Annotated in this window: 20 protein-coding genes; 5 read left to right on the top strand and 15 right to left on the bottom strand. The window is 70.4% G+C overall.

Annotated features, from left to right (window positions below):
- Positions 1–17: 17 nt before the first annotated feature.
- Positions 18–1,502 (bottom strand): adenosylhomocysteinase, encoded by a 1,485-nt coding sequence (gene ahcY, locus M4I32_RS09560; RefSeq protein WP_319034256.1) that lies wholly within the window; start codon positions 1,500–1,502, stop codon positions 18–20.
- 55 nt (positions 1,503–1,557) lie between these two features.
- A complete protein-coding gene (locus tag M4I32_RS09555; RefSeq protein WP_319034255.1) occupies positions 1,558–1,764 on the bottom strand; it encodes a DUF3499 family protein in 207 nt (68 codons plus the stop codon).
- Positions 1,765–1,857: 93 nt separating this feature from the next.
- On the opposite strand from M4I32_RS09555, the gene M4I32_RS09550 reads away from it, so the two are divergent.
- Complete coding sequence (locus M4I32_RS09550) at positions 1,858–2,301, top strand: metallopeptidase family protein (RefSeq protein ID WP_319034254.1); 444 nt, start codon at positions 1,858–1,860, stop codon at positions 2,299–2,301.
- 9 nt (positions 2,302–2,310) lie between these two features.
- On the opposite strand, the gene M4I32_RS09545 is transcribed toward M4I32_RS09550, so the two are convergent.
- The 4 genes from M4I32_RS09545 to manA form a co-directional block, all read right to left on the bottom strand.
- Complete coding sequence (locus tag M4I32_RS09545) at positions 2,311–3,726, bottom strand: DUF5719 family protein (protein WP_319034253.1); 1,416 nt, start codon at positions 3,724–3,726, stop codon at positions 2,311–2,313.
- Positions 3,723–7,031 carry a glycosyltransferase gene (locus M4I32_RS09540; RefSeq protein WP_319034252.1) on the bottom strand — a complete coding sequence of 1,103 codons (3,309 nt, stop codon included), beginning with the start codon at positions 7,029–7,031 and terminating at the stop codon, positions 3,723–3,725. Before M4I32_RS09540 ends, M4I32_RS09545 begins: the two co-directional genes overlap by 4 nt.
- A 59-nt stretch (positions 7,032–7,090) precedes the next feature.
- Complete coding sequence (locus tag M4I32_RS09535; protein ID WP_319034251.1) at positions 7,091–7,411, bottom strand: WhiB family transcriptional regulator; 321 nt, start codon at positions 7,409–7,411, stop codon at positions 7,091–7,093.
- Positions 7,412–7,545: 134 nt separating this feature from the next.
- Positions 7,546–8,745, bottom strand: a complete 1,200-nt coding sequence (manA, locus tag M4I32_RS09530; protein ID WP_319034250.1) for a mannose-6-phosphate isomerase, class I — start codon at positions 8,743–8,745, stop codon at positions 7,546–7,548.
- Between the two features lie 78 nt (positions 8,746–8,823).
- Here manA and M4I32_RS09525 point away from each other — a divergent pair, with 78 nt between their 5' ends.
- The 4 genes from M4I32_RS09525 to M4I32_RS09510 all read left to right on the top strand — a co-directional run bounded on the left by M4I32_RS09525 (position 8,824) and on the right by M4I32_RS09510 (position 14,540).
- The gene (locus M4I32_RS09525) at positions 8,824–10,227 is read left to right on the top strand and encodes an O-antigen ligase family protein (RefSeq protein WP_319034249.1); all 1,404 of its coding nucleotides are present in this window, start codon (positions 8,824–8,826) and stop codon (positions 10,225–10,227) included.
- Positions 10,224–11,576 (top strand): O-antigen ligase family protein, encoded by a 1,353-nt coding sequence (locus M4I32_RS09520; protein WP_319034248.1) that lies wholly within the window; start codon positions 10,224–10,226, stop codon positions 11,574–11,576. Before M4I32_RS09525 ends, M4I32_RS09520 begins: the two co-directional genes overlap by 4 nt.
- Before the next feature lie 64 nt (positions 11,577–11,640).
- A complete protein-coding gene (locus tag M4I32_RS09515) occupies positions 11,641–13,551 on the top strand; it encodes a glycosyltransferase (RefSeq protein WP_319034247.1) in 1,911 nt (636 codons plus the stop codon).
- Complete coding sequence (locus M4I32_RS09510; protein WP_319034246.1) at positions 13,548–14,540, top strand: glycosyltransferase; 993 nt, start codon at positions 13,548–13,550, stop codon at positions 14,538–14,540. Before M4I32_RS09515 ends, M4I32_RS09510 begins: the two co-directional genes overlap by 4 nt.
- Here M4I32_RS09510 and M4I32_RS09505 read toward each other — a convergent pair.
- The 9 genes from M4I32_RS09505 to add are packed head-to-tail and all read right to left on the bottom strand — an operon-like array spanning position 14,528 to position 24,750.
- The gene (locus M4I32_RS09505) at positions 14,528–15,694 is read right to left on the bottom strand and encodes a polysaccharide pyruvyl transferase family protein (RefSeq protein WP_319034245.1); all 1,167 of its coding nucleotides are present in this window, start codon (positions 15,692–15,694) and stop codon (positions 14,528–14,530) included. The genes M4I32_RS09510 and M4I32_RS09505 overlap by 13 nt on opposite strands.
- Before the next feature lie 41 nt (positions 15,695–15,735).
- Positions 15,736–17,808 (bottom strand): acyltransferase family protein, encoded by a 2,073-nt coding sequence (locus M4I32_RS09500; RefSeq protein ID WP_319034244.1) that lies wholly within the window; start codon positions 17,806–17,808, stop codon positions 15,736–15,738.
- A complete protein-coding gene (locus tag M4I32_RS09495; RefSeq protein WP_319034243.1) occupies positions 17,805–18,548 on the bottom strand; it encodes an ABC transporter ATP-binding protein in 744 nt (247 codons plus the stop codon). Before M4I32_RS09495 ends, M4I32_RS09500 begins: the two co-directional genes overlap by 4 nt.
- Positions 18,548–19,339 carry an ABC transporter permease gene (locus tag M4I32_RS09490; protein ID WP_319034242.1) on the bottom strand — a complete coding sequence of 264 codons (792 nt, stop codon included), beginning with the start codon at positions 19,337–19,339 and terminating at the stop codon, positions 18,548–18,550. Before M4I32_RS09490 ends, M4I32_RS09495 begins: the two co-directional genes overlap by 1 nt.
- A 38-nt stretch (positions 19,340–19,377) precedes the next feature.
- Complete coding sequence (locus M4I32_RS09485) at positions 19,378–19,881, bottom strand: hypothetical protein (protein WP_319034241.1); 504 nt, start codon at positions 19,879–19,881, stop codon at positions 19,378–19,380.
- 51 nt (positions 19,882–19,932) lie between these two features.
- Entirely contained in the window at positions 19,933–21,063 is a 1,131-nt protein-coding gene (locus tag M4I32_RS09480) for an acyl-CoA dehydrogenase (RefSeq protein WP_319034240.1), read from the bottom strand.
- Positions 21,064–21,080: 17 nt separating this feature from the next.
- Entirely contained in the window at positions 21,081–21,848 is a 768-nt protein-coding gene (locus tag M4I32_RS09475; protein ID WP_319034239.1) for a GntR family transcriptional regulator, read from the bottom strand.
- The gene (locus M4I32_RS09470) at positions 21,845–23,650 is read right to left on the bottom strand and encodes an adenine deaminase C-terminal domain-containing protein (protein ID WP_319034238.1); all 1,806 of its coding nucleotides are present in this window, start codon (positions 23,648–23,650) and stop codon (positions 21,845–21,847) included. The genes M4I32_RS09475 and M4I32_RS09470 overlap by 4 nt, the downstream gene beginning before the upstream one ends.
- Positions 23,647–24,750 (bottom strand): adenosine deaminase, encoded by a 1,104-nt coding sequence (gene add / locus M4I32_RS09465; RefSeq protein ID WP_319034237.1) that lies wholly within the window; start codon positions 24,748–24,750, stop codon positions 23,647–23,649. Before add ends, M4I32_RS09470 begins: the two co-directional genes overlap by 4 nt.
- Positions 24,751–24,757 lie beyond the last annotated feature (7 nt).

The following is a 24,757-nucleotide window of genomic DNA, read 5'->3' as shown; positions in this document are numbered from 1 at the left end:
GCCGGCGGCGCGGCGTCTCAGTACCGGTAGTGGTCGAGCTTGTACGGACCCTCGACCGGCACGCCGATGTAGGCCGCCTGGGCCGGCGTCAGCTCGGTGAGCTCGACCCCGAGCGCCGCCAGGTGCAGGCGCGCGACCTTCTCGTCGAGCACCTTCGGCAGGGTGTACACGCCGATCGGGTACTCCTCGCGGCGCATGTACAGCTCGAGCTGGGCGAGCACCTGGTTGGTGAACGACGCGCTCATCACGAACGAGGGATGACCCGTGGCGTTGCCCAGGTTCATGAGGCGTCCCTCGCTGAGCACGAGAACACTGCGTCCATTCGGCAGGCGCCATTCGTGCACCTGGGGCTTGATCTCGACCTTCTCGACCCCGTCGATGGCGGCGAGTCCGGCCATGTCGATCTCGTTGTCGAAATGCCCGACGTTGGCGACGATCGCCAGGTGCTTCAGAGCCAGCAGGTGCTCGGTGCGCACGACGTTCGCGTTCCCGGTGCCCGACACGACGATGTCGACGGTGTCGGCGACGGCCTCGAGTCGCGCCACCTGGAACCCGTCCATCGCCGCCTGCAGCGCGCAGATCGGGTCGATCTCGCCCACGATCACGCGGGCGCCCTGGCCGCGCAGCGCTTCGGCGGCGCCCTTGCCGACGTCGCCGTAGCCGACGACGAAGGCCGTCTTGCCGCCCATCAGCACATCGGTGGCGCGGTTCAGCCCGTCCGGAAGCGAGTGCCGGATGCCGTACTTGTTGTCGAACTTGCTCTTGGTGACCGAGTCGTTGACGTTGATCGCGGCAAAGAGCAGCTCGCCGGATGCCGCCAGCTCGTACAGCCGGTGCACCCCGGTGGTCGTCTCCTCGGTCACGCCGAGCAGGCCCTGCGCCAGGCGCGTCCACCGCTGCGGATCGGCGGCGATGCTCGCGCGCAGCGTGTCGAGGATGACGGCGTACTCGTGCGGGTCGGATGCCGCGGCCTCGGGCACGCGCCCGGCCTTCTCGAACTCCACGCCCTTGTGCACGAGCAGGGTGGCGTCGCCGCCGTCGTCGAGGATCAGGTTCGGTCCTTCGAAGCCCTCGCGCGACCAGTCGAAGATGCGGTCGGTGCAGGCCCAGTACTCCTCGAGCGTCTCGCCCTTCCAGGCGAACACGGGCACACCCCGGGGGTCGTCGGGGGTGCCGGCGGGTCCGACGACGACGGCCGCAGCGGCCTCGTCCTGGGTGGAGTAGATGTTGCAGCTGGCCCAGCGCACCTGAGCCCCGAGCGCGACCAGCGTCTCGATCAGCACGGCGGTCTGCACCGTCATGTGCAGCGACCCTGCGATGCGGGCGCCGCGCAGCGGCTGCGACGGGCCGAACTCCTCCCGCAGCGCCATCAGACCGGGCATCTCGTTCTCGGCCAGACGGATCTGGTGCCGGCCGGCCGCGGCGAGCGTCAGGACGCGCACGTCGAAGTCAGGGGCCGTGGTGTGACGATCGGCGGGGGCGGGTGCGGTGGTCTGCGGCATCCGCCCATTCTCCCACGGGGGTGGCCGCCAGGTCGGACGGCCTCAGCCGGACCCGTCAGGCCCGCATGGTCTCGTGCCGGACGACGACCCACCCCTTGGGAACCGACATGCGGTCGGTGTGGATGGCGCACAGGTCGTGCGCGTGAGGGTCGTCCGCGGCGCCGAGGGGGCCGAGCGCGGCCATCTGGTCGCCGTAGTCGTAGGTGAGGGTGGCCACGGCCTCCCGGGCGCAACCCACCTTGGAGCAAAGTCGTCCGTACATCGTCGTCAGCCTATCCCCCGGGTCGCCGACCGCCCGGCGCCGCGCCGCCCCTCCCGGCGGACCCGCACCGCGCCCCGTCGGTAGGATCGAGGCATGGTCTCACGCCGCGGCAGGACATCCCGCCGCTCCGCGCTCGTCGCACGACCCGACCGGCACGGCCGGCACGGCCGGCAGGGCCGCAGCTCCGTCGTCCGCCCGCCGATCGGGCCCGTCGACACGCGGTTCGAACGGTTCGACATCGCCGTCGGCGCGGCCTCGGAATTCCTGCGCTCGGCCTGGCCCGATCTTCAGGACGTGCGGTTCGAGATCGCGGGGATGCCGGCGGAGGCAGGGCCCGACGGCATCCCGCGCTGGCACGTGGACCGCGCCGCGCAGCGCATCGTCATCTACCGGATGCCGGTGGAGCGCCTCAGTCGACCCCATCAGGAGGACGATCTGCACCGCCGCATGATCGTCGAGGGCATCGTGTTCCGCGCCGCCGCCGAATACCTCGACCGCGACCCGTGGGACCTCGGGCCGGATCGCTTCCGCTTCTGACCCCGCACGTCAGGGGACGACGCGCACGGCGCTCGCGCCGACCGGGCCCGGCTGCACCGGGTAGCCCCCGAGCTGTTCGTCGGAGGCGTACGAGACGGCCGCATACACCGGCGCCGTTGTCTCGAACGTCCACGTGCCACCGGTCGGGAGGTCGGCCGCGACGCTCGCGCCGGCGGGGACGTCGAGGGTGACGGGCGAGCCTCCGTCCGTGGGCGTGAGCACGACCTCGGCGTCGGCATCGGCCGCGACCACGCGCATCGACACGTCCACGCCGGACGACGCCCGGGCGACGGCGAGCACGGTGTCGTCGTCGATGAGTGGGGCGGACGGCATCCAGGCGAAGTCGCGTTCCCCCGCCACCGCGGTCGTCGCCCAGGCCGAGGAGACCACCGGTGCCGATGCCTCGACGTGGATGCTGTACTGCCCTGCGGCCAAACCCGGCAGATCGAGTTCGAGGGGGATGCCGGCCTCGAGCGGCACGGACAGCGGCGTGGCCTCGGCGCCGTCGGGTCCGACCTCGCGCACCGTCACCGTCGCGGTCGTGTCGTCGCTCGGGGCGAGCAGCCGCGCACGGGCGGTGATGGAACCGGCGACGTCGGGGTCGGCATCCGCCACCGTCTGCAGCCCGGGGATCACCTGTTCGGTCGCGGGCGGCTCGCTCGGGCCCGACACGTCGACGCCGACCGCCTCGAGCGTGACGGTGCGCGTGGACTGCAGCGACGCGGCGATCGGGGCGCCCTCCGCCTGCACCCGCACCACCGGAGCGAGCTCGCCGCGGGCGATTCCCGACAGCGGCAGCGCGATCTGAGACTGCGCGGGCACGACGACGTCTTCTCCGCCGGGCGGCAGGGTCGCGCCGTCCTGGGTGTAGACGGTCACATCCACCGTGGCGGCGACGTCGTCGGCATTGGCGAGGAGGATGATGTCGGCCGCTCCGGTCGAGGTCGATCCCGCGACGAGCCAGGATTCGAACTGCGGTGCCGTGCACGCCGCCGCGGCGAAGCCCGCGAGGTCGTCGTCGGTGACCCGTGCCGACTGCGCGGCCGCCAGCGCGACCGGCTCGCTGTCGGTCGGGGTGACCCGATGTATGGTCGGCCCGTCGGCATCCGGCGCGGCGACGGAGGTGAGGGTGTCCGAGTCGTGCTCCGCGTCGATGGTTCCGGCGACGACGCGTTCGGATGCCGCGACGCTGAGCGCGCCCGCGTCGCCGGCGACGCGCCCGGCGGCGAGCACCGCGCCCGGGCAGACCGCGACGGTCTCGGACGGCGTCGGCGCCTGCTGCAGGCTGAGCGGCGCGCGCTCGACGCTCGGCCAGGGAACGGAGATGCCGATCACCACCGCCGTGACGATCACGACGACGGCCACGGCCGCGAGCACGACACGGGTGCTCGTCGTCAGCGCGCGCAGCACATTCTCACGTCTCATCGGTCCCGGCCCTCCTCGTCGTGGATGCCGGGCTCCGCAGCGGCGCTCTCTCCGGCGGCGGGCTCGTCGGCCTCGGGCTCTCCGGCGGCGGGCTCGTCGGCCTCGGGCTCTCCGGCGGCGGGCTCGTCGGCCTCGGGCTCTCCGACGGCGGGCTCGTCGCCGTCCCGGTCGTCCGGCTCCACCCCGTGATCTTCCGGCGCCGCCTCGTGGTCTTCCGGCTCCACCCCGTGGTCTTCCGGCTCCACCTCGTGGCCCTCCGACTCCACCTCGCGGTCCTCCGGCTCCACGTCGCGATCGTCCAGCTCCGCCTCGCGGTCGGCGGCCACGTGGTCGGCCTCCGACTCCGTCGCCGCGGCCTCGGGCGTGATCGGCGTGCGCCGCAGCAGGCTCCACCGCTCCGCACCCGCCCGCCGACGCATCTCGCGGCGGTCCGCGCGCGCCGCGGCACCGGGGCGCTGCCGGGCCGCCGGCGCCGCCCCCACGAGCCGCGACCGGGTGCGTGCTGCACGCCGCGAGGCGACGGTGGGCACGGCGAGCAGCACCGCGACGGCGACGATCCCGAGCTGGACCAGGGTGATCGTGCGCTGGATCGCAAGCTCGTCGCGGGCCAGCTCGTCCCGCGGGTCGAGTTCGCCGGCGACGCGCCACAGCTCTCCGCGCGTGGTGTCTCCGACCGCCTCGAGCCCGGCGCGGGCATCCAGCGACGCTTCGGCCTGCAGTGCGAGCGCCTCGGCAGCGTCGGTGTCGGCGCCGTCGGCGAGCAGCACGAACCCGATCGACTCCGACGACAGGGCCGACTCGATGTCGGCCGCGCTCGGCGAGACCAGGTCGGCGGCCAGCGCGGCCACGTCGCGATCCTCGGCGGTCGGCTCGGCACGCGTGGTCAAGGCGGTGCTCTGCGAGGTCAGCGTCTCCCCCGTGCCCCACACGACGCGTGCCCGCACCCCGCCGTCCTCGAGGGGTGTGAGAACGATGGTCGCGACATCCGGGTCCTCGCGCCCCACGGCGGCGACATAGGCGGGCAGCGTGCTGTCGGGCCCGTTGGTCAGCACCGCCTCCTCCCGCAGCATCGCCGTCAGACCGGGGATCGCCAGCACGATGATCCCCGTCACGGCGATGCCTGCCGCCCACGGCCGCAGGGCCCGCAGGGTGCGCGGCAGCGGCGCGTCCAGGGTCAGCACGGCCGCGCCGGTGAGACCGATCCACGCCAGGCTGAGCGCGGCGCCGGGCCAGAGCGGAACCGGCGTGTCGGCGGCGAACTGCACCTCGATGCCGACGGCGACGAAGGCGGTCGCCACGCCGAGCAGCGCGGTGCCGACGAGCACCGCCGCCGCCCGCCAGCGCGCGGTCGCGAGCGCCGCCGCGGCGAGCACCCCGAGCGGCGCCAGGAGCAGCGCGGGCCACAGCGCGGCGCCCTCGACGAAGGTGGCCCATCCGGCCAGGTCGGGGGTCGGGAATCCGAGCGCGAGCAGCATCCGTCCCGCCGCGTCCGCATCCGCCTGCGGCGAGGCGAAGACGACGCCCGGGTCGGCGAACAGGCCGAGCCAGTCGCCGCCGCGGATGCCGCGCTCCCAGATGAGCGGGGCGAACATCACGAGCGCGGGGACCGGCAGCCATGCGACGCGGCCGGAGCCGCGCCCTGCGGCGAGGAACACGCCGAGCCAGAGGACGACCAGCGCGGGGATCAGGGAGGGCGCGCACGCGGCGACGGCCGCGAACAGCAGCGAGGCCGCGCCGGCCGCACCCCACGAGTGACGGGCCACGCTGCCCGCGAAGAACAGCCACGGCAGCAGCAGGTGCACGAGCACAGCGGCGGAACGTCCCTCGGCGAGCGCCGTGAGGAAGGTCGGGGCGAGCGTCCAGACGACGGCGCCGACGATGCGCACTCCCGCGCGCGGCGTCAGCCGTGCCGCGGCGAACCAACCGCCCAGGGTGGCCAGGGGCAGGGCGAGCACCCAGAGCACCACGAACGCCTGCGACGGCTGCCAGAACGTCAGCGAGCCGATGACCGCGACCACGGCGGCGAAGGGGTCGGCCGCGCCGACGTCGTTCAGGCCGAGGGCGCGCGCACCGTAGGCGGCATCGTTCCAGATCTCGCCGAGGGCGGCATGCAGGGGAAGCAGGCCGCCGCCGCCGAGGGTGGGCCAGGCCAGCAGTGAGAAGAACGCGACCGCGCCGACCACGAGCGAGCCCAGCACCGCCCACGCTCCACCGCCCGTGAAGAAGTGCAGCTCGCCCCGCCGGTCGATGTCGTCGCCCTCGTCGTCGGTCTCGTCGAAGCGCCTCTTGAGCTGCCCGCGCCGCACGCGCAGCGGGGCGAGCGCCGACCATGAGGCACGGGTTCCCAGCATCCGAGGGGCTTCGCGGATGCGCCGCCGCGAGCGGGCGATGGCCCCGAGCCGCGCGGCCACCGTGAGCGTTGCGGCCCACTCGGGCAGCACCATCGAGGGCATCTTGCGCGCCAGATGCATGACCGTGCGTGCCAGTGCCAGCGGCAGCAGCGCGAGCCAGACCAGCGGCGCCACCAGGGGCGGGGCGTAGGCGAGGCGGCGATGCAGCTGGGCGGTGCGCGCGGCGAAGCGCCGTCGCCGTCGCCGTCGGCCGTCGATCGGCGCCGGCAGTGCGGCGACGCCGTCGCCGGCCACGGCCACACGGGCGCCCGGGACGAGCACGACCCGCCCACCGCTCAGGCGGGAACGCACACCGATGTCGAGACCCTCGTCGGCGCCGAGCAGGGCGGGGTCGGCGCCGCGCAGTGCGTCCCACACGGCACGCCGCACGAGCAGCCCGCGGATGTCGGCGGCCAGCGCATCCTGTCGATGGTCATGCTGGCCCTGGTCGAGCTGACCGTCGACCAGACCGACGGTGCGGCCGAGCCGGGTCATGCTGACACCCAGCGAGACGAGGCGGTCGGGGTCGTCCCAGTCGACCACCTTCGGGCCGACGACAGAGACGGAGGGCTGGGTCTCGAGCGCGCCGGCGAGCAGCCGCAGCGCGTCGGGGTCGGGCGCGGTGTCCTGAGCGAGCAGCCACACGACATCGGCGGCGCCGAGGCGGGCGCTGGCGATGCGAAGGGCGTTGGCGTGACCGGTGGCCCGCGGCGCCTCGATCACCGCTTCCGCGGCCGCGCGCCCCGCCAGCTCGTGCAGCCGGGGCGTCGCCTCGCCGACCACGACGATCGTCAGCGCGTCGACGGCGCGGGTCTGATCGCGCAGAGCCTCGACGGTGCGTGCGAGGTGCCCCAGATCGGGATCGCCCGCACCGTCGGCTCGCGCGACGAGCAGGGCGTGGACTCGGGCTGGCATGACTGTGACAGCCTAGGCCCGCCTCGCCCGCAAACCCGGGCGTACGCGCCGCGCGAGCCTCAGACCGCTCGACGCTTCAGCTTGCGCCTCTCTCGCTCGGACATTCCCCCCCAGATGCCGAAGCGCTCATCGTTCTGCAGGGCGTAATCGAGGCACTTCCCCCGCACCTCGCACGACGTGCAGATGCGTTTCGCATCGCGTGTCGAGCCGCCCTTCTCCGGAAAAAATGCTTCCGGATCCGTCTGCGCACAGAGCGCATCCGTCTGCCATGACAAAGGATCGTCGCCGTCAATCGGCCGTCGAACCCCCGGGACCCCCAGACTCACCGGGTCGACGAACCAATTGTCGGGTACGCCGGAACGGAATTCCGAGCCCGCCATTTCGTCTCCCACCTATAGCCCCCACGCGTGCCGCGCAGTGCCTTAATTACACCGGTGTCATTCCCCTCAGGTCAAGTGCGGAATCGTAAACCCTCAATATCGGGATGAACGTTCGCGACGCGCCGGTGCGATGGTCACGATTCGGGCAGACCGCCGCGCCGGGCCACGAACACCTCGCCGCGCCCCCCGATGCGCACGCTCGGCTGGTCCGCGGTCACGAGCACCGCGCGCCCCGGGGGCAGCACTACATCGCCCTCGCCGTCGGCGACGATCGGCGCGCCGCGGGTGGCCAGCACGATCGCCGCGCCGGCCAGGGGGGCCGTGACGCTGGGGGCGAGCACCGAGTCGCGGGTCACCCGCACGAGCGAGAAGTCCTCGATCGGCGGCGCGAAGACCTCCACCCCCGGCCCGCCGGCGCGCGGGGCGAGTCGCGGCGGCGCTCCGGGTTCGACATCGAGCGTGTCCATCAGCTCGGCGACGTCGATGTGCTTCGGCGTCAGCCCGCCGCGCACGACGTTGTCGCTGGCGGCCATCACCTCCACGCCCAGACCCGAGAGGTAGGCGTGCGGCATCCCGGCCGGCACGAAGAGGGCCTCGCCCTGCCGCAGGCGCACGCGGTTCAGCAGCAGGGCGACGACCACGCCCGGGTCGCCGGGATAGGCAGCATGGATGGCGCGCAGCGCGGCGAGGTCGGCTGCCACATCCCCGCCGCTCGCGCCGGCGGCGGGGAGCGCGTGGTCGTCGAGCCCCGCCCGCACGGCCTCGACGAGCGCGTCCGCGCGCCCCGTCAGCACGTCGTGGACGGTCTCGCGCAGCACGGCGGATGCCGCTTCGGCGTCGAGCCGCGCCCGCAGCCCGGCGCTCCGCTCCCCCGCGATCGCGGCGAGCAGCGCCGAGACCTCGTCGACCGGCCGGAATCCGGCGAGCGCCTCGAAGACGGGGCTCAGCGCGACGATGACCTCGGGCTTGTGGTTGTCGTCCCGGTAGGTGCGGTGCCCCGCCTCGCGCGGGATGCCGGCGGCATCCTCCCGCGCGAAGCCGGCCGCGGCCTGCGCTCGGGACGGGTGGGCCTGGATCGACAGCGGCGACGCCGCGGCGAGCAGCTTGAGCAGGAAGGGCAGCCGATCGGGCGTGCCGTGGGCGGCGCCGTGCTGCGCCAGCCACTGGTCGAGCGTGACGTTCTGGCCTTCCACGTCGGAGGGGTCGCCGGCGTGGTCGCCGAACCAGACCTCGGCCTCGGGTCGGCCCGACGGGTCGCGGCCCTGCAGCAGGGCGATCGCGTCGAGGGAACCCCACGCGTACTCGCGCGGCGCGTTGGTCAAGGGCAGCAGCATCCCCGCCAGTCTAGAAGCCGTCACGACCCCCACACGGCTCCTGTCGGCGAGCCGCTCACCCGGTAGCCTGAGGGCACCATGGCCGTCCACACGCGACATCCCGTCAGCGCCCCGCCGAGCGCCCCGGCCCGCGAGACCACGGGTCACCTTCTCCTGCGCGCCTGGGCGGGTTTCGTACTGTTCGGCGCGCTCGCCACGACGTTCTGGTTCAACCTGCTGGGTGCCGTGGGCCTGGCCTTGCTGCTGGGCGCCTCGGTGATCGTGAGTGCGGCGGTCTGGGTGCGCGTGCGACCGACGGTCGCGCTGCGGCAGCTGCCGTGGATACCGCTCGCGTACGTGGTGTGGGCGGGCGTCTCGGTGCTGTGGTCCACCTGGCCGCAGGCCACGCTGATCACCTGGAGCGCACTGGTCGTGACGACCGCGCAGGCGATCTTCGTCGGCAGCATCCTCACCTGGCGCGAGATCGTGCGCGCCCTGGCGTCGGCGCTCATGTGGGTGCTGGGTCTGTCCGTCGCGTTCGAACTATGGGTCTCACTCGTCCTCCACCGTCCCGTGCTGCCCAATTTCGTGCTCTGGGACGGCGCGGTCGTCACCGAGCTGTACTGGTCGCGCGACAACCTGTTCGACGGCGGGCAGATCCAGGGCATCGTGGGTAACTCGCACCTCCTCGCGATCGTGTCGCTGCTGGCGATCATCGTGTTCGCGATCCGCCTGGCAGCCGGTGCCCCGGGACGGGCGTGGCAGATCGGCTGGATCGTGGTCGCCGCCTTCTTGATGTGGCGGGCCACGTCCGCGAGCGTGTGGGTGGCGGCCCTCGCCGCCGGGGCGGTCCTGGGCACCGCGCTGCTGATGCGCACCACGTCGCGTCCCGGCGAGCGCACCAAGTACTACGTCGCCTACGCCGGCCTCGGCGCGGCCGGCCTCGCCGTGGCCTGGTTCGGCCGCGACATCTGGCTCGACATCCTCGGAAAGAGCGGCGATCTCACCGGCCGGGTGGGCATCTGGGATGCCGTCGCCGCACGCGCCGCCGAGCATCCGGTGCTCGGGTGGGGGTACTCCACCCCGTGGCTGCCGTGGGTGCCCGAGTTCGACGGCTGGATCATCATCAACGACCTCACGGTCTTCCATGCCCACAGCGCATGGCTCGACGTGTTCTTCCAGCTCGGGGTGATCGGCACGGCGCTGTTCGCCGCCACCTATCTCGGCGTCATCTGGCGCGGCTGGTTCTTCGCCATCGACCGCCCACGGTGGGATCTGCGGGCCGACCGGCCCTTCCAGGCCGAGACGCTGCTGCCGACACTCGTGATGACGGTGCTGCTCGTGCAGTCGCTCGCCGAATCCCGCCCGCTGTCGGAGTGGGGATGGCTGCTGGTCGTGCTGTTCACGCACAAGATGGGCCAGGCCCCGCTCGTGGGCGAGGGGCCGGCCGAGCGCACGCTCGCGCTCGAGCGCGGCGAGGGCCTGCGGCGGGTCCGCGGATGACGGATGCCGCCGGCGTCCCCCGCCATCCGGTGGCGGTGTGGGCCAGCGACGCGCTGGATTCGGCGGCCTTCGCCCGCGCCTACACGGTGACGGCCTTCGGCGCCGTGCTGTCGGCGTTCGCGATCGTGCGGATGGCGGGCGTCGTCACGTACGCGACGGTGCTCGGCGGTCTGTGCGTGGTCGGGGCGGCCGTGCTCGTGCGACGCCGCCACGAGCTGAACCTGGTGCGTCTCGTGCCCTCCACTCTGGTGCTGCTGCTGGCCTGGCTGCTTGCGACCCTCGTCTGGAGCGTGGACGCCGGCGACACCGTCTCAGGCTGGCTCGGCGTCGCCGCCCTGGCGTTCATCGCGGTCGTGATCGGCCACATCCGCGACACGCTGCAGACCGCGCGGGCCCTGGGCGATGTACTGCGGGTCCTGCTCTCGGTGTCGCTCGGACTCGAGATCCTCTCGGGGATCCTGCTCGATGTGCCGATCCGCTTCCTCTCGATCGAGGGCAACATCGCCGCCGGCGGACCCGTGCAGGGGATCTTCGGCACGCGCAACATGCTGGGCTTCGTCGCGGTGATCGCGCTGATCACCTTCGCGATCGAGTGGCGCACCAGCTCGATCCGACGCGGAGCGGGCGTGTTCTCGGTGGCGCTCGCCGGCATCCTGGCCCTGTTCTCGGCATCGCCGACGGTGCTCGTGCTCGCGCTCGCCGTGGCGGGCGCGACCGGCGCGCTCATGCTGGTGCGGCGTACCCCCGCCGCGGGCAGGCGGGCCCTGCAGTTCTCGATAGCGGGCATCGTGGTCGTGGGAGCCATCGCGGCGTATCTGCTGCGGCATCCGATCATCGCGGTGCTCAACGCCGGCTCCGACTTCGCGACGCGCGCGCAGCTGTGGGACACGTTGCTGATCTATGTGCGTCTGCGTCCGGTGCCGGGCTGGGGGTGGGTCGGTCCCTGGCCGCAGCAGGAGTTCCCGTTCGTCTCGATCAACTTCATCACCGACGGCCCGCATGCCTCGGCCCTGAACGCCTACCTCGACATGCTGCTGCAGGCCGGCTGGGTGGGGCTGCTGCTGTTCACGGCGATGTCGGCTATCGCGCTCGTGCGCTCGTGGCTGGTCGCCAGCGCGCGCCGCTCCATCGTGTACGCCTGGACACCGCTGGTGCTCGTGACGCTGCTGGCGGATTCGATGTTCGAGAGCTTCACTCTCGGCGGCTTCGGCTGGCTGCTGCTGGTCGTCTGCGCCGTGCGTGCGGGCATGAGCCGGTCGTGGCGCGAGCGGATGCGCGCCGCGGACGCGGCGGGGCCGGATGCTCCGTCCCCGGCGCTTCCTCAGGGGCCGCCCACGCCGGACCGGTAGGCTGACGTCTCGGCTCGATGCTGCTCGATGCCGCGCGCCGCCGAACAACCGGAGACCCCCCATCGTGACCCACGTCCTCCAGAACGTCGTCTTCCCGATCGAACGAGACCCGGATCTGCTGCCGCTGTACGCGGATCCCGAAACGTGGTCGGTCGTCGACGAAGAGCCCGTACGCGTGTCGAGCGTGGCGCACCTCGGCAACGTGCTGGATCGCAACAGCGCTCGCATCCCCGCCGGCAGGCGGGTGTCGTTCGGCACCTACTTCAATGCCTTCCCCGCGTCGTACTGGCAGCACTGGACCGAGGTGCGCAAGGTGCGACTGCAGGTGCGCACGAGCGGCCGCGCGACGGTGCTGGTCTACCGCTCGAACGGCGGCGGGGTGCACCAGCGGCTCGAGACCGAAGAGGTCACCGACGACGCCGAGACGTTCTTCGACCTGACGCTCGATCGCTACAGCGACGGAGGGTGGATCTGGTTCGACATCGTCGCCGACGAGTCGACCGTGATCTTCCGCGGAGCGGAATGGACCACGGAGCAGGAACCCAAGCGCACGGGCAACGCCTCCCTGGGCATCACGACGTTCAACAAGCCCGACTACTGCGTCTCGACCCTGGGCGACCTTGCCGCCGAGCCGGGCGTGCTCGAGCTCGTCGACCGCATCTACCTGATCGACCAGGGCACCAAGCTCGTCGAGGAGCAGGACGGCTTCGACGAGGTCGCCGCCCAGCTCGGCGACACCCTGAACGTGATCCGCCAGCCCAACCTGGGCGGTTCCGGCGGTTTCGCCCGGTCGATGCTCGAGACCCTCGACGCGGGGCAGAGCGAGTTCGTGCAGCTGCTCGACGACGACGTGAAGATCGAGCCCGAGTCGGTGCGACGATCGATTATCTTCGGCCGCTACGCCACGATTCCCACGATCGTCGGCGCGCACATGTTCGATCTGCTGGACCGCCCCAAGCTGCATGCCTGGGCCGAGGTCGTCGAGGACGCGCCGTTCATGTGGCGCAACCTCTTCCAGGAGCGGATGCCGCACGACTTCTCGTACGCGAACCTGCGGCAGTCCCCCATCCTGCACATGAGGCTGGACGCCGACTACAACGGCTGGTGGATGTGCCTGATCCCCACCGAGATCCTGCGTGAGATCGGGCTGTCCCTGCCCGCCTTCATCAAGTGGGACGATGCGGAATACTGCCTGCGTGCGCGCGAGGCGGGGTACCCCACCGTGTCGGTGCCCGGCGTCGCGCTCTGGCACGTGTCGTGGGTCGGCAAGGACGACTCGATCGACTGGCAGGCCTACTACCACATCCGCAACCGGGCGGTCGCGGGACTCCTGCACTCCCGCACTGCCCGTGGCGGAACGCTGCCACGACACAGCCGGCGCGTCGATCTGAAGCACCTGATGATGATGCAGTACTACCCCGTCGAGCTGCGGCACCGCGCGCTGCGCGACACGTTGCGAGGGCCGCAGCACATGTGGGACAACCTCGCCACCGCGATGCCCGAGGCCCGCCGGCTCGCGAACGATTTTCCCGAGACGAAGACCCAGAAGGACACCGGTGTACCGCTGCGCTCCCGCAAGGGCCGCCTCACCTTCAAGCGGATGAAGGCGAACATCTTCGACAGCCCGACCGGCCTCGCCCTGCGAATCTTCACGGCTCGCGTGCTGATCGCACACTGGTTCCACCGGCCCGATCCCGACAACGTCGCCAAACCCGAGGTCGAGTTCGGCAAGGGCGACGCCAACTGGTGGCGCATGCCCTTCTACGACAGCGCGCTCGTCAACGCCGCCGACGGGTCGGGCAAGAACATCTACACGCGCGACCGGCGCCAGTTCCGCCGGATGCTCACCGATTCGGTCCGTCTGCACTGGCGCCTGCAGCGCGAGTGGGACGACCTGGCTCGCTCCTACCGCAAGGCCCTGCCCGATCTCGTCTCGCCGGAGGCGTGGCGCCGTCGTTTCTCGGATGCCGGATGACTCAGGCTCGCACCGACGATGCGGTCGCGACCGGATTCGACCCCGCCTCCGCCACCATCGCGATCGTCACGTACAACCGGTCGAATCTGCTCTCGCGCCTGCTCGAGTCGATCACCAGGATGGACCCCAAGCCCGGTCATGTGGTCGTGATCGACAACGCGTCGTCCGACGACACGACCGCGGTGGCGGAGTCGTTCCGCGAGCGGCTCGGCAGCGAGCTGGTCTACCGGCGGCTCGAGACCAACACGGGCGGATCCGGCGGCTTCAGCGAGGGCATGCGGGTCGCCTACGACCTCGGCTCCACGTGGATGTGGCTCATGGACGACGACGTCGAGGTGCTTCCGGACGGACTGGCGCGGATGGGCGACTGGGCGCCGCGCTTCAAGAGCATCCAGGGGCGGCGCTACGACTACGACGGCAGCGAGTTCTACTGGCAGTACCGCCTCTCGATCCCGCTCGGAATCCCGATCCCGTTCGCCCCCGCCGGTTTCGACGCGTCGGGCTATCGCGAGATGAACTCCGGATGCTTCGAGGGCATGTTCATCCACCGCGACGTCGTGGCGCAGATCGGCCTGCCCGATCCGCGCTTCTTCATCTACTGGGACGACTCGGTCTACGGGTGGCTGGCGTCACGCAAGACAACGTCGGTGATCGTGGACGAGTTCGTCCTGCAGCGCACGCGTGAGATCCGCCAGTGGGACTTCGGCCTGCGGCATCTGAACGCCTCGAGCAATGCCTACCGGTACTACATCATGCGCAACCGAGGGCACATGAAGCACTACTTCCGCACCCACGGCGCGTACCGGCCCGTGCGGTTCGCGATCGGGACGGTCCTGACCTTCGCGAAAGAGCTGATCCGGCTGTTCTTCGTCGAACGCACGGTGCGCGGAACCAGCAACCTGTGGCGGGGGCTGCGCGACGGCCGCGCGCTCGCGCGTGAGAGCGAGTGGCGGCCGATGCCTCCCCTCGACGGCGCTCACTCCGCGTAGAGGCGGCGTGCGAGCGCGATCTTCTCGCTCGCGAACCCCCGGGCCCGTCCCGGAAAGGAAGGATCGAGCGTGGGCTCGAGCCCCTGCGACAGGTCGCCCGCCGTGACGATGCTCCACCCCGTCCCCCGCTCGATGAGCGAGCGGTGCTTGACGTCGTAGTAGCCGCTCATCCCCTCGATGACGATGCCCGCCGCTCCCGCGGCGGCCGCGAGCAGGTGGGCGTGAAAGCGGGACGTGAGCCACTTCTGCCCCGCGCGGGCCGGCAGCCCGTCGGCCCAGACATGGCCGAAGGGGTAGAACCGCGCCCCGGGGCGCACTCGCTGCGCATAGCGCGAATCGTCGGGAGGAACCGCTTCGACGAAGCCGACCTCGCTCTCGTCGGCATCGGCAAGGAAGGCACCGATCGTCTCGGCAGCGGCGGCGTCGTCCCACGCCTGCAGATCCCCCTGCACGAGCACCATGCGCTCGGGAACCGGGCGGGCGTCAAAGACGGGGCGGGAGTTGGCCAGCGCGAGAAAGGCGTCGTCCAGCCCAGAGGTCGCCCCCACCAGCTGTGCGGTCTCGGCATCGCGAGCCTCGATCAGGCTGAAGGCCGACAGCTGCTCGATCAGCCAGTCGCGGTGCCGCTCGTTCTGGGGCAGCAGCCCCTGTCCGGTGGCGAACACGCGGACGCCGAAGCTGCGGCGCAGTTCGGCGAGCGCCGCGATGATGCCGAGGTTGTCCTGCCACATCGCGTTGAGGTATCCGCCGCCGAGCACGTGCACCGATGCGGCTTCACGCAGCTGCAGCAGACCGGCGTCGAACCGCGGCGACCCCAGGTCCCGCACCAGCGACGCGATGCGTGCGGCGTCCTCGACCGGGTCGTGCGAGACGCTCCCGAGCGCCAGCTCCCAGAGCGTGTTCGTCACGCGCAGCCGCGGGTGGGTGTCCTTCATCAGGTGGGCGACGCGTCCCGGATGCGGGCAGTCGAGCCAGACCTCGGCGCTCGGGCGGTGTTCCGCAAGGAAGTCGAGCCAGGCACGGGTGATCAGCTCGTCGCCGTAGTTCGGGTGACCGGCGGTGGAGACGAGATAGAGAACGGCGGTGTCGGCGCGGCGGGTTGAACCACGGAGCATATCGGCGATCGACCGACGTCCGCTAGGGGCTTCCTTCACTGACCCTGCCTTCTTCTCAGTTACGGCAAACGACAGTCACACTAGCCGACCGGGGCGCCCGCACGCAGAGCGACGCCAATGCCTCGCTCGATGTAGGGCGCCAGTGTGCGGGCAAAAGTCGCGGTGAGATGTGACCCATCTCGCACCACGACAACGCCACCGCGCACCAGTGGGCAATAGACGTCTTCACAGTAGATGTCCGAGAAGTCCATCAGGTGGGCGTTCGCATCACGAGGGACGGCTTCGTTCAACTCGCTCTCAACGAGTGCAGCGCTCCTTGGAAGACCACAAGTTGTGTCCGTCTCCCAGGTCGAGGATTGCACACAATCCAAGAGGGACGCTGGAAAGATCGGGTTGTCTCGAATCGCCACGATTGGAATATGCGGGTCGCGAGTTGACCACGCGTCTAGAAGACCGTCGACTTGAGCGGACCGATCGTTCCGGGTATCAAGAGATCCAGGTTCAGGCCGACTCGAGTGCGTCACGACAATCGCATCGAGATCGTCTTGAGCCCCGACATACTCCGTCACCTTTTGCGCCCATGCCGTACACAATTCTGCCTCGACAGATTTTTCGCGCGGCTGCCACGTCGTCCAATGACATCCAGCCTTGCCAGCGACATCGATGCGCCAGTTGTTGTCGTCAGCGATGCGCTCATATGCGCCAAGCAGCGTGTTGTTGTGTGAATCACCCACTGCAAGGATGCGTTGCGAGTACCCCTCGACGGACCCAAGTTGGCAAATGGAAAGCTCGCTACTACCTGACCGTGTCCAGCATTCTTTTCGGTTGTCATCGTCTTCTCGAAGCGCGGCCAAATTGGGCAGAAGCTCTCCGGGTAGCTCTCTTGAATCGCACTGTGAAGAAGGGTCCACAGCGACCGCTCCGAGACATTCCTCACCAGTGAGTTCGACAGCGGGCGCCGCACGAACGGCAGTCAGCAACGCGAGACACAAACCCACCACGATGCTCGCCGCTACGATCGCCAGGCCAACGGCTTTCGCCCAGTGGCGGGAGCCCACTAGAAGCCGTTCCATCGGGCGGGTGACAGCGAAATACGTCGAGACGGCCGCCAGGACGGACGCAGCTAGGACGGCTCCTGCGCCTAGCACGTCGAGCTCGGTCGTTCCAGCCAACGAAAGGTAGAGAATCAAGAGCGGCCAGTGCCACAAGTACAGAGGATACGAGATGCGGTCGAGAGCACCGAGCGCCGGCGTCGATAGGATGCCCTTGGCGGCGAAGCTGCTTTGCGCACGCGAAGAGAGCAGAACAAGTACAGCCCCTGCGACAGGAAAGAGCGCGTAGGGCCCTGGGTACGCCAGTGCGCCATCGATAAGGAACCCGCTTGACAAGATGAGGGCGATGCCAACCCAGCCCATCAAGGTTGCAACGATTGGTGGAAACTGCAGACGTCCCCTCACCAACACTGCCACGAGAGCGCCGACGCCAAGTTCCCAGAACCGGGCGAAGGAGTTGAAGTAGGCCGCCGCGGGATCCGACGCGTTGAGCACCGTCGCGAACCAGAATGACGATGCGGAGCCCGCGAGAATAGCGGAGATGAGAAGCGTTCTGCGTCGTTGCGCGGACCGAGCCAGTGCCATCACTCCCCCGCCGATAAGGGGAAAAATGACAAAGAACTGAGCTTGGATCGATAATGACCAGAAGTGCTGAACAGGACTGGTCAGTGGCCCCGCCGCTCCATACTCCAGTTGCGATGTTATCAATTGCCAGTTCTCAAAATAGAGAGCCGCCGCGATCACCTCGTCGAGCGTTTGTTCACGTGTCCATGGCGGCATGACGAACTCCGTGATGGCGATCACGAAGAGCAGAACTATCAAGGCCGGCGGCGCCAGTCGTGTGAAGATCCTGCCCCATCTACGACCAAGCGCGAGGGACTTACCGTCCGCGATCGCGGCGAAGACGGACGCTGCCATCAAGAATCCCGATACAACGAGGAAGACATCCACCCCGCCGGAGACGCGACCCTGGCCGAATAGATGGAAAAGTACGACGAGTGTCAGAGCGATCGCTCGCAGTCCGTCGATCTCCAGAATGCGCTGCGATCGCTGCCTCCGGCGCCCAACCCGCGTCGGCGGCAGCTCGGCCGTCGTGCTCACACAGCGCCGCCGTGGTCGGCGTTGTACCGCGCCAGCACCTCGTCGATCGGCGCGTCCATCGCCAGGCCGTGCTTGTGCAGATAGAGGCCCCGGGTGCAGAAGCGCCGCAGGTCCCGTTCGTTGTGCGAGACGAAGAAGAGCGTCCGGCCCTCGGCGAGCAGCTCGTCGATGCGCCGGTAGCACTTCTCGCGAAACGCCTTGTCGCCCACCGCGAGCACCTCGTCGACGAGCAGGATCGGCTCCTCGAGCTGCGAGACGACGCTGAAGGCCAGCCGCACCTTCATCCCGTTCGACAGGTGCTTGTAGGGCGTGTCGACGAAGTCGTGCAGCTCGGCGAAGTCGATGATGCCGTCGAATCGACGCGACACCTCGGCGCGCGTCATTCCGTGCAGACCCGAGGTCAGCCGCACGTTCTCGCGCACGGTCAGGTCGCCGACGAAGCCGCCCGTGATCTCGATCAGCGGCGCCACTCCCCCGTTCACGCGCACGCTGCCCTCGTCCGGCAGAAGCACGCGGGCGACCAGCTTGAGCAGCGTGGACTTGCCCTGCCCGTTGCGCCCGACGACGCCGATGGACTCGCCCGCGCGCACGTCGAAGGAGACGTCGCGCAGCGCCCAGAACTCCCCGGGTCGGGCACGCCGCGACGAGTCGGCGAAGAGATCCTTGACGCTCCGACGTCCTCGTCGGTTGCGGCGGAACCGCACCCCCAGGTCGCGCACCTCGATCGCCACGTCCTCCATCACAGCTCCTTCAGCACCGGTCGCTCGAGCGCGCGGAACACCACGATGCCGAGCGCGAGGATGCCGAGGCTCATGACGGCGCCGACGACGACCGTCATCGTGTCCCACAGCTCCGGGAAGAACCCCATCCGGTACAGCGTGAAGATGCCGGCGAGCGGGTTGAAGGCCGCCAGCTGCGGGAAGATGCCGGGCAGGTCGCCGACACTGTAGATGATGGGCGACCCGTAGAACAGCACGCGGAGGATGAGCCGGGTCGTGCGCTCGAGGTCGGAGTAGAGCGTGCACAGGGGCGCGACGAGCAGGCCGAGTCCGACGAGCAGCGCGGTCTGAAGGAGCACCGCGACCGGGAACAGCAGCAGACCCCACCCCACGCTCGCGCCCGCGAAGACGGCGAAGGCGATCAGGACCGGCAGCGAGAAGACGAACTCGATGCCCTTGCTGACGACGATGCGGTTGACCCAGATCGAGCGCGGGATCGCCGTCGAGCGCACCAGCTTGGCGTCGCGATTGAACGCCCGCGTGAAGTCGCCGACGGCGGTGTTGAACCAGACCCAGGGCAGCAGCGCGGCGATCAGGAAGACGATGTACGGGTCCTGGCCCACGGTGCGCTGAAAGACCTGCGTGAAGACGAACCAGTAGATCAGGCTCATCACGAGCGGGTCGAGCACCGACCAGAGATAGCCGAGGGCACTCGTGGCATAGCGCAGGCGCAGGTCGCGGGCCGACAGCAGCCACAGCGAATGCAGATACCGCCGCGCAGTGCCTGGGGCTCCGACGGCGGGTGTGCTCACCCGACGAGTCTACGACCGGCGCCGCGCCGGGAATGCCGCTACGAGAGCGCGGCGCGGATGCGCTCGAGCTGGCTGCGGTCGGTGGGGGCCACCGCGTAGGGCTCCTCCCGCACGAAGTCTTCACGGGTGATACCGAAGGCCACGACCGAGTCGAGGTACGTGTTGAAGTCTTCCTCGGACGCGAATTCGTAGATGCGCACTTCGCTGCCGTCGAGCGAGCCGATGCCCCACTGCACCACGTACTCCGCCGGCCCCCGCAGCTCGAAATCGGTCACGCCGATCGTGTCGGCGAGGGCCCGCAGCTCCCCGTCGTCACTCGGCGACGGCGACGGCGACGCCGACGCCGAAGGCGACGACGGGGTCGTAGGTTCCGACGTCGCCGTGGGCGCAGCCGATGCGCTGGGGCTGTCGGTCGTGGTCGGGGCGGCCGTCGGTTCCGGCTCGGGCACGCATCCGGTCAGCACGAGCATGCCGATGGCGGCAGCGGCGACCGCAAGACGACGAGACGAGGACGAGGACACGAAGGAGGACGGCGAAGGCACGCCCACACTCTAACCGCGGCCGACCGCCCGGCGCGGCAGCCACGGCGGACGTCACTCACCCGCAGTGTCGAGCACCCACCCACCCACGAGTTCCGCCGTGAACGGAACGGAGTACGCCATGATCGCCCCGGCCTGGGCGTCGCGGAAGATGCGTTGGATGGGCGAGGACACCAGGTAGCCGCTGCCGCCGCCCACCTTGACGGCCAGCGCCGCCGCCTTCTTGGCCACCTCGTTGGCCAGCAGCTTCGTCTCGGTCGCCGCGGGCATCGCCTCGCCCGAGCGTTGATCCGCGAGCCACGCCACCTGCTCAGCCATGAGCCTCGCCGCGCGCACCTCGGCCCAGACGGGGCCGGTCTCGGACCTCACCCAGGGGGCTTGCGCCAGCGTGCCCGCCGAGCCAGGCGAGGTGCGGCCCACGGCGTAGTCGCGCAGCGCGTCGAGCGCCGACTCCGCGATGCCGATCGAGAGCGACGAGAACCCGACCGTGATGAGGTTCGCGTAATCGGCGGGCGGCGGCGCGCACCGGCGTTCGACGGGCAGCGGCGTTGCATCGAAGTGGATGCTGCGGCTGCGCGTCGCCCGCATCCCCGACGTCTCCTGGATTTCGGGGAAGGTCACCGTGTCGTCGACGGTCACACCGAAGAACGCGGGGGCCCCGTCCACGCGGGAGTTGAGAAAGAGATGGTCGGCGATCTCGGAGCCCGAGACGAACAGCTTGCGGCCCGTCAGCACCCATCCGTCGGCGGTCGGCTCGGCATCCTGGTGCGAGGTCAGAAAGTGGTTCCCGCCGGCGGGCTCGGACAGGGCGTTGGCGAAGCGCCTGCCGGCACGCAGCTCGGCGGCGAAGAACGCCGCCTCATCCGGCGCCGAGGTGACCACGAGCGCATGTGCGGCGCCGATGTGCATCAGCCACACGGCCGCGACCGCGGGGTGGTGGGCGGCAAGGATGCGCACCACATGGGCCAGTGTCGCGTACGACAGCGACTCTCCCCCGTGCTCGACGGGGAGGAACGCCGCGTCGAGCCCCGAATCGGACAGCGCTCGCAGGTGCTCGACGGGCAGTCGCGCGGAGACGTCGTCCTCGGCCACCGTCGCCGCGAACGAGGTGGCCAGGTCGGCGACGGTCTCGAGCCAGCGCCGTTCGGCGACGGGGACGGCGACGGGTGATGTGCGGGTGAGCATGGGGACCTTCCTACAAATCAGAACTGATAGCGCGCCGTGGAGAACACCTGTGGCGGGCGCACGGTGCGCATCATGGAGTACGACACGGTGGCGGGATCGTGGATCTCGCGGGCGTGGAAGAGGCGGCGGCCGCTCAAGCCGATCCCGACGAGGTCGAGCGTGAGCACCGGGATGCCGGGCCTCCGTTCGAACAAGGCGGCATCCTCGTCGCCCAGGATCTCGGCCGAGGGCGTCGCGACCTCCCATGCCACCGCCTCGCCCCAGAGGCGCGTGATGGCGGTGTAGATCGAATCGCCGAGTTCACACGCCGTGTGGCCTGCCGGCAGCGGGATCGTGTCGAAGGCGAGCATCGCCACCTCGCCGTCGGCGCGCCATCTCTTCACGACCCGCGCCGCCGGTGCCCCCGCCTGCGTCATCAGCAGCGCTGCGACCTCGGGGGTGAGCAGCGTGTCGGTCGTCTCGAGCACGTCGACGTCGGCCTCGTAGCCCAGCTGACGCAGAAGCGCCTCGTGCTCGAGCTGATCCTCGAACCGCACGCTCATCCGCATGGCGACCGGGTCGACCTCGGTTGCGGCACCCTGCCGACGATGCACCACGCCCTGCTGCTCCAGCGAGGCCAGCACGTCGCGCACCTGCTTGCGGCTGCAGCCGATGCGCTCGGCGAGCTCGACCTCGCCCTGCAACGTCGTCCCGGCGGCTGCGGCACCGCGCACGAACCGGAGCAGTGCGGCGAGCACGCGCTGGTCCTCGCGCCGTCCGGCGTCGAGCTCTCGGGAGGCGCTCATGCGGCGTGTCCGTGGCCGCAGCCATCGACGGGGCCGGGGACCAGAACGTCGACGAACGACTGCGTGACCGCGTCGATCAGCCCCCGCTCGGTGATGCCGAGGTCCGGCACCACGTAGAGCCCGACGAACGAGAGGATGATGAACGGCGAGGGGATCGGGCAGCCGAGCGACGCCGTCGCGGCGTGAGCATGTTCGAGCGCATCTCCGGTCTCTTCGAAGGGCGCGTCGCTCATCATGCCGCCGATCGGCAGCGGAACGCGGGCGAGCACCTTGCCATCGGCCACGGTCACGTAGCCTCCGCCCATCGCGCGCAGCTCCTCGACCGCCTGCCGCATCGAATCGTCGTCGACCCCGACGACCGCGATGTTCATGTTCGGGCAGTTCATCGTGATCGCGATGGCCCCCCGTTCCAGGCCGAACCCGCGCACGAAGCCGAAGCCGGTCTCCGCACTGCCATGGTGCCGGTCGACCACGGCGATCTTCAGCACGTCCCGCTCGGGGTCCGTCTTGACCACCCCGTCGCGCACCGCCAGCTCGGCCTCGAACGCCCGCTTGAAATAGCCGTTGTACATCTCCATCGCCCGCACCCGCACCGTCTCTCGTGCGCCGTCCGGGGCGTGGAGCGCGAACATTGCGGGGTCGAGCTCATCGGGCAGGTGCACCGTGTTCCGCGCCCACTCCGGAACGGGGTCCCCGTTTGCGAAGAGCGCGCGTCCGTCTCGTGCGGCGACGCGTCCCGCTACCACCACCGTGGAGGGGCGAACGTCGGCGAGGTCGGGGATGATCTGCAGATCGGCCAGGCGCGAGGGGGCGAGCACCCCCAGCACCTGATCCAGTCGGTAGTAGTGCGCGGCGTGCGCCGTGGCCATGCGGTAGGCCAGCTGCGGATCGACGCCGAAGCGGATGGCCTGCCGCACGTGGTGGTCGATGTGGCCCTCGGTGCGCAGGTCGTGCACGTGCTTGTCGTCGGCGCAGAAGCAGAGGCTGCGCAGCGCGGGCGCGATGGCGTCGAGGTCGGCGAACAACGGCACCGTGTTGTCGGCCAGCGACGACCCCATCACCGTGATCATCGCGCCGAGACGCGTGCGCTCGAGCACCTCGTCGATGGTGGAGGAGTTGTGATCGTCGCCGACCCCGGCCGCGAGATAGCCCCACAGAGATTCGCGGGTCTGGGCCGCCGTGTGACCCGTGATGCGCCGACCGGCGGCGAGCGCCGTGCGAAAGCGCCCCGTCGACACGTCCCCGTAGTCGAAGGGGTTGCCCTCGCCGAGGGTGACGGTGGAGTCGTCGTGCAGGCGCGCCCGCACGGTCTCCTCGGGGATGACGGCGCCACCTCGCTCCAGCTCGGTCGAGGCCGGGGTCGTCGGTGAGACCTGCTGGAACACATGCAGCGGTGTCGCGGTCGACAGGAGGAAATCCATCCCGCGCGGTCCCCACACGTTCGCGGCGCCGTTCGGGTCCGTCAGCACGGTGCCGGTGCCGCGCGGCACCGACAACCGCGCCAGTTCACCGGGCGTGAGGTTCGTGTATTCGATGTGCAGATGCGCGTCGATGAACGTCGGCACGACGTACGCCCCGCCCGCGTCGATCTCGGTGGCCGCGTCCGCGACGTGTCCCCACGGCGTCAGCGCCGCGATGTGGCGTCCGGCCACGACCACGTCCGCCTCGAGCCATTCCTCGGTGCCCGGTGACTGCACGAGCCCGCCGCGCACGATCAGATCGGGGCGTTCCTGTCCGATCGCCACCGCGCGCAGGCGGATGAGCTCTGCGGTGGTCGGGTACAGCTCGGTCTTCTCGGTCATGCGGGGGCGACCGCCCCGTGCGCGGCAAGCTCGTGGCGCAGACGCGACTTGATGTCGTCATCGGCGAAGCTCGCCTCGATCGACTGCGCCGCGAAGACCGCCATCTGCGGCAGGTCGAAGCCGAAGGTGGCCGCGGTGACCGCCCAGTCGCTCTCTAGCGACGAGCCGAGCGGCGCTGGATCGTCGGTGTTCAGCGTCACGGCGACGCCGGCCTCGACGAGCCGCGGGAGCGGGTGTGAGGCCCAGTCCGGATAGATCCCCAGGGTCACGTTGGAGCGCGGGCAGACCCCCAGGCTCACACCGTCGGCGATCAGCCGCTCGATGAGGGCGGGATCCTCGATCGCCCGGACGCCATGGTCGATGCGTTCGGCCTGCAGCAGATCCAGCGCGTCCCAGACCCCCTCGGGCCCGCTCGACTCCCCCGCATGCACGGTCCGGCGCAGCCCCGCGGATGCGGCGAGCGCGAACGCGTCGCGGAACTTCTCCCCCGTTCGCCCGGTCGCCTTCTCATCGCCGTCGACCGACAGAGCGACCACGCGACGGGGCGCACGGGCGACGAGGTCGCGCACGACGTCCTCCGCGTGGGCGCGAGACTGCGACCGCAGCAGCGAGTAGGCGATGTTCACCTCGCACAGGCCGTCCTGCGACGCGGCGTCGAAGCCGCCCGCGAGCGCGTCCATGAGTGCCAGCTCTCTCCCTACCCAGCGGTTCCAGTGCGTGGGATTGACGATGACGTCGCTGTAGCGCACGCCGGAGGAACTCTGGCGGGCCGCGAAGGCGTAGGCGACGCGAGCGGCCTGATCCGCGGTGCGAACGAGCCCGCACTGCCAGTCCAGAAAGCGGAGGAAGCCGCTGAGCCCCGCGGAACCCGCTCCGGATCCCCCGCCCGTGGACACCTCGGGCGCCTCGAACTCGTCGTGGGTGGCGATGTCGAAGAGGGTCGCCGCCGGCCCGGGCAGCGCCACCCCGTTCTCCCTGGCCAGGGTGAGCAGATCGATGAGCGCGAACGTGCCCTCGAGGTGCACGTGCACCTCCGCCTTCGGCAACGCGCGGATCTGCTGCTCGTCAACGCGATCGGCGCGGGTGAGGTGGTGCGGCATGGACGCC

It is taken from the genome of Microbacterium sp. LRZ72 (assembly GCF_033792225.1).
GTDB lineage: Bacteria > Actinomycetota > Actinomycetes > Actinomycetales > Microbacteriaceae > Microbacterium.
The sequence above is the reverse complement of the archived record's forward strand: the minus strand, read 5'-3'. Positions and strand labels throughout refer to the sequence as shown.

Coding starts and splice junctions, on each gene's coding strand:
- M4I32_RS09525 (WP_319034249.1), top strand. CDS start 8,824: ATGGCCGTCCACACGCGACATCCCGTCAGCGCCCCGCCGAGCGCCCCG.
- M4I32_RS09470 (WP_319034238.1), bottom strand. CDS start 23,650: ATGACCGAGAAGACCGAGCTGTACCCGACCACCGCAGAGCTCATCCGC.
- M4I32_RS09480 (WP_319034240.1), bottom strand. CDS start 21,063: ATGCTCACCCGCACATCACCCGTCGCCGTCCCCGTCGCCGAACGGCGC.
- M4I32_RS09550 (WP_319034254.1), top strand. CDS start 1,858: ATGGTCTCACGCCGCGGCAGGACATCCCGCCGCTCCGCGCTCGTCGCA.
- add (WP_319034237.1), bottom strand. CDS start 24,750: ATGCCGCACCACCTCACCCGCGCCGATCGCGTTGACGAGCAGCAGATC.
- M4I32_RS09545 (WP_319034253.1), bottom strand. CDS start 3,726: ATGAGACGTGAGAATGTGCTGCGCGCGCTGACGACGAGCACCCGTGTC.
- ahcY (WP_319034256.1), bottom strand. CDS start 1,502: ATGCCGCAGACCACCGCACCCGCCCCCGCCGATCGTCACACCACGGCC.
- M4I32_RS09535 (WP_319034251.1), bottom strand. CDS start 7,411: ATGGCGGGCTCGGAATTCCGTTCCGGCGTACCCGACAATTGGTTCGTC.
- M4I32_RS09540 (WP_319034252.1), bottom strand. CDS start 7,031: ATGCCAGCCCGAGTCCACGCCCTGCTCGTCGCGCGAGCCGACGGTGCG.
- M4I32_RS09520 (WP_319034248.1), top strand. CDS start 10,224: ATGACGGATGCCGCCGGCGTCCCCCGCCATCCGGTGGCGGTGTGGGCC.
- M4I32_RS09555 (WP_319034255.1), bottom strand. CDS start 1,764: ATGTACGGACGACTTTGCTCCAAGGTGGGTTGCGCCCGGGAGGCCGTG.
- M4I32_RS09475 (WP_319034239.1), bottom strand. CDS start 21,848: ATGAGCGCCTCCCGAGAGCTCGACGCCGGACGGCGCGAGGACCAGCGC.
- M4I32_RS09495 (WP_319034243.1), bottom strand. CDS start 18,548: ATGGAGGACGTGGCGATCGAGGTGCGCGACCTGGGGGTGCGGTTCCGC.
- manA (WP_319034250.1), bottom strand. CDS start 8,745: ATGCTGCTGCCCTTGACCAACGCGCCGCGCGAGTACGCGTGGGGTTCC.
- M4I32_RS09510 (WP_319034246.1), top strand. CDS start 13,548: ATGACTCAGGCTCGCACCGACGATGCGGTCGCGACCGGATTCGACCCC.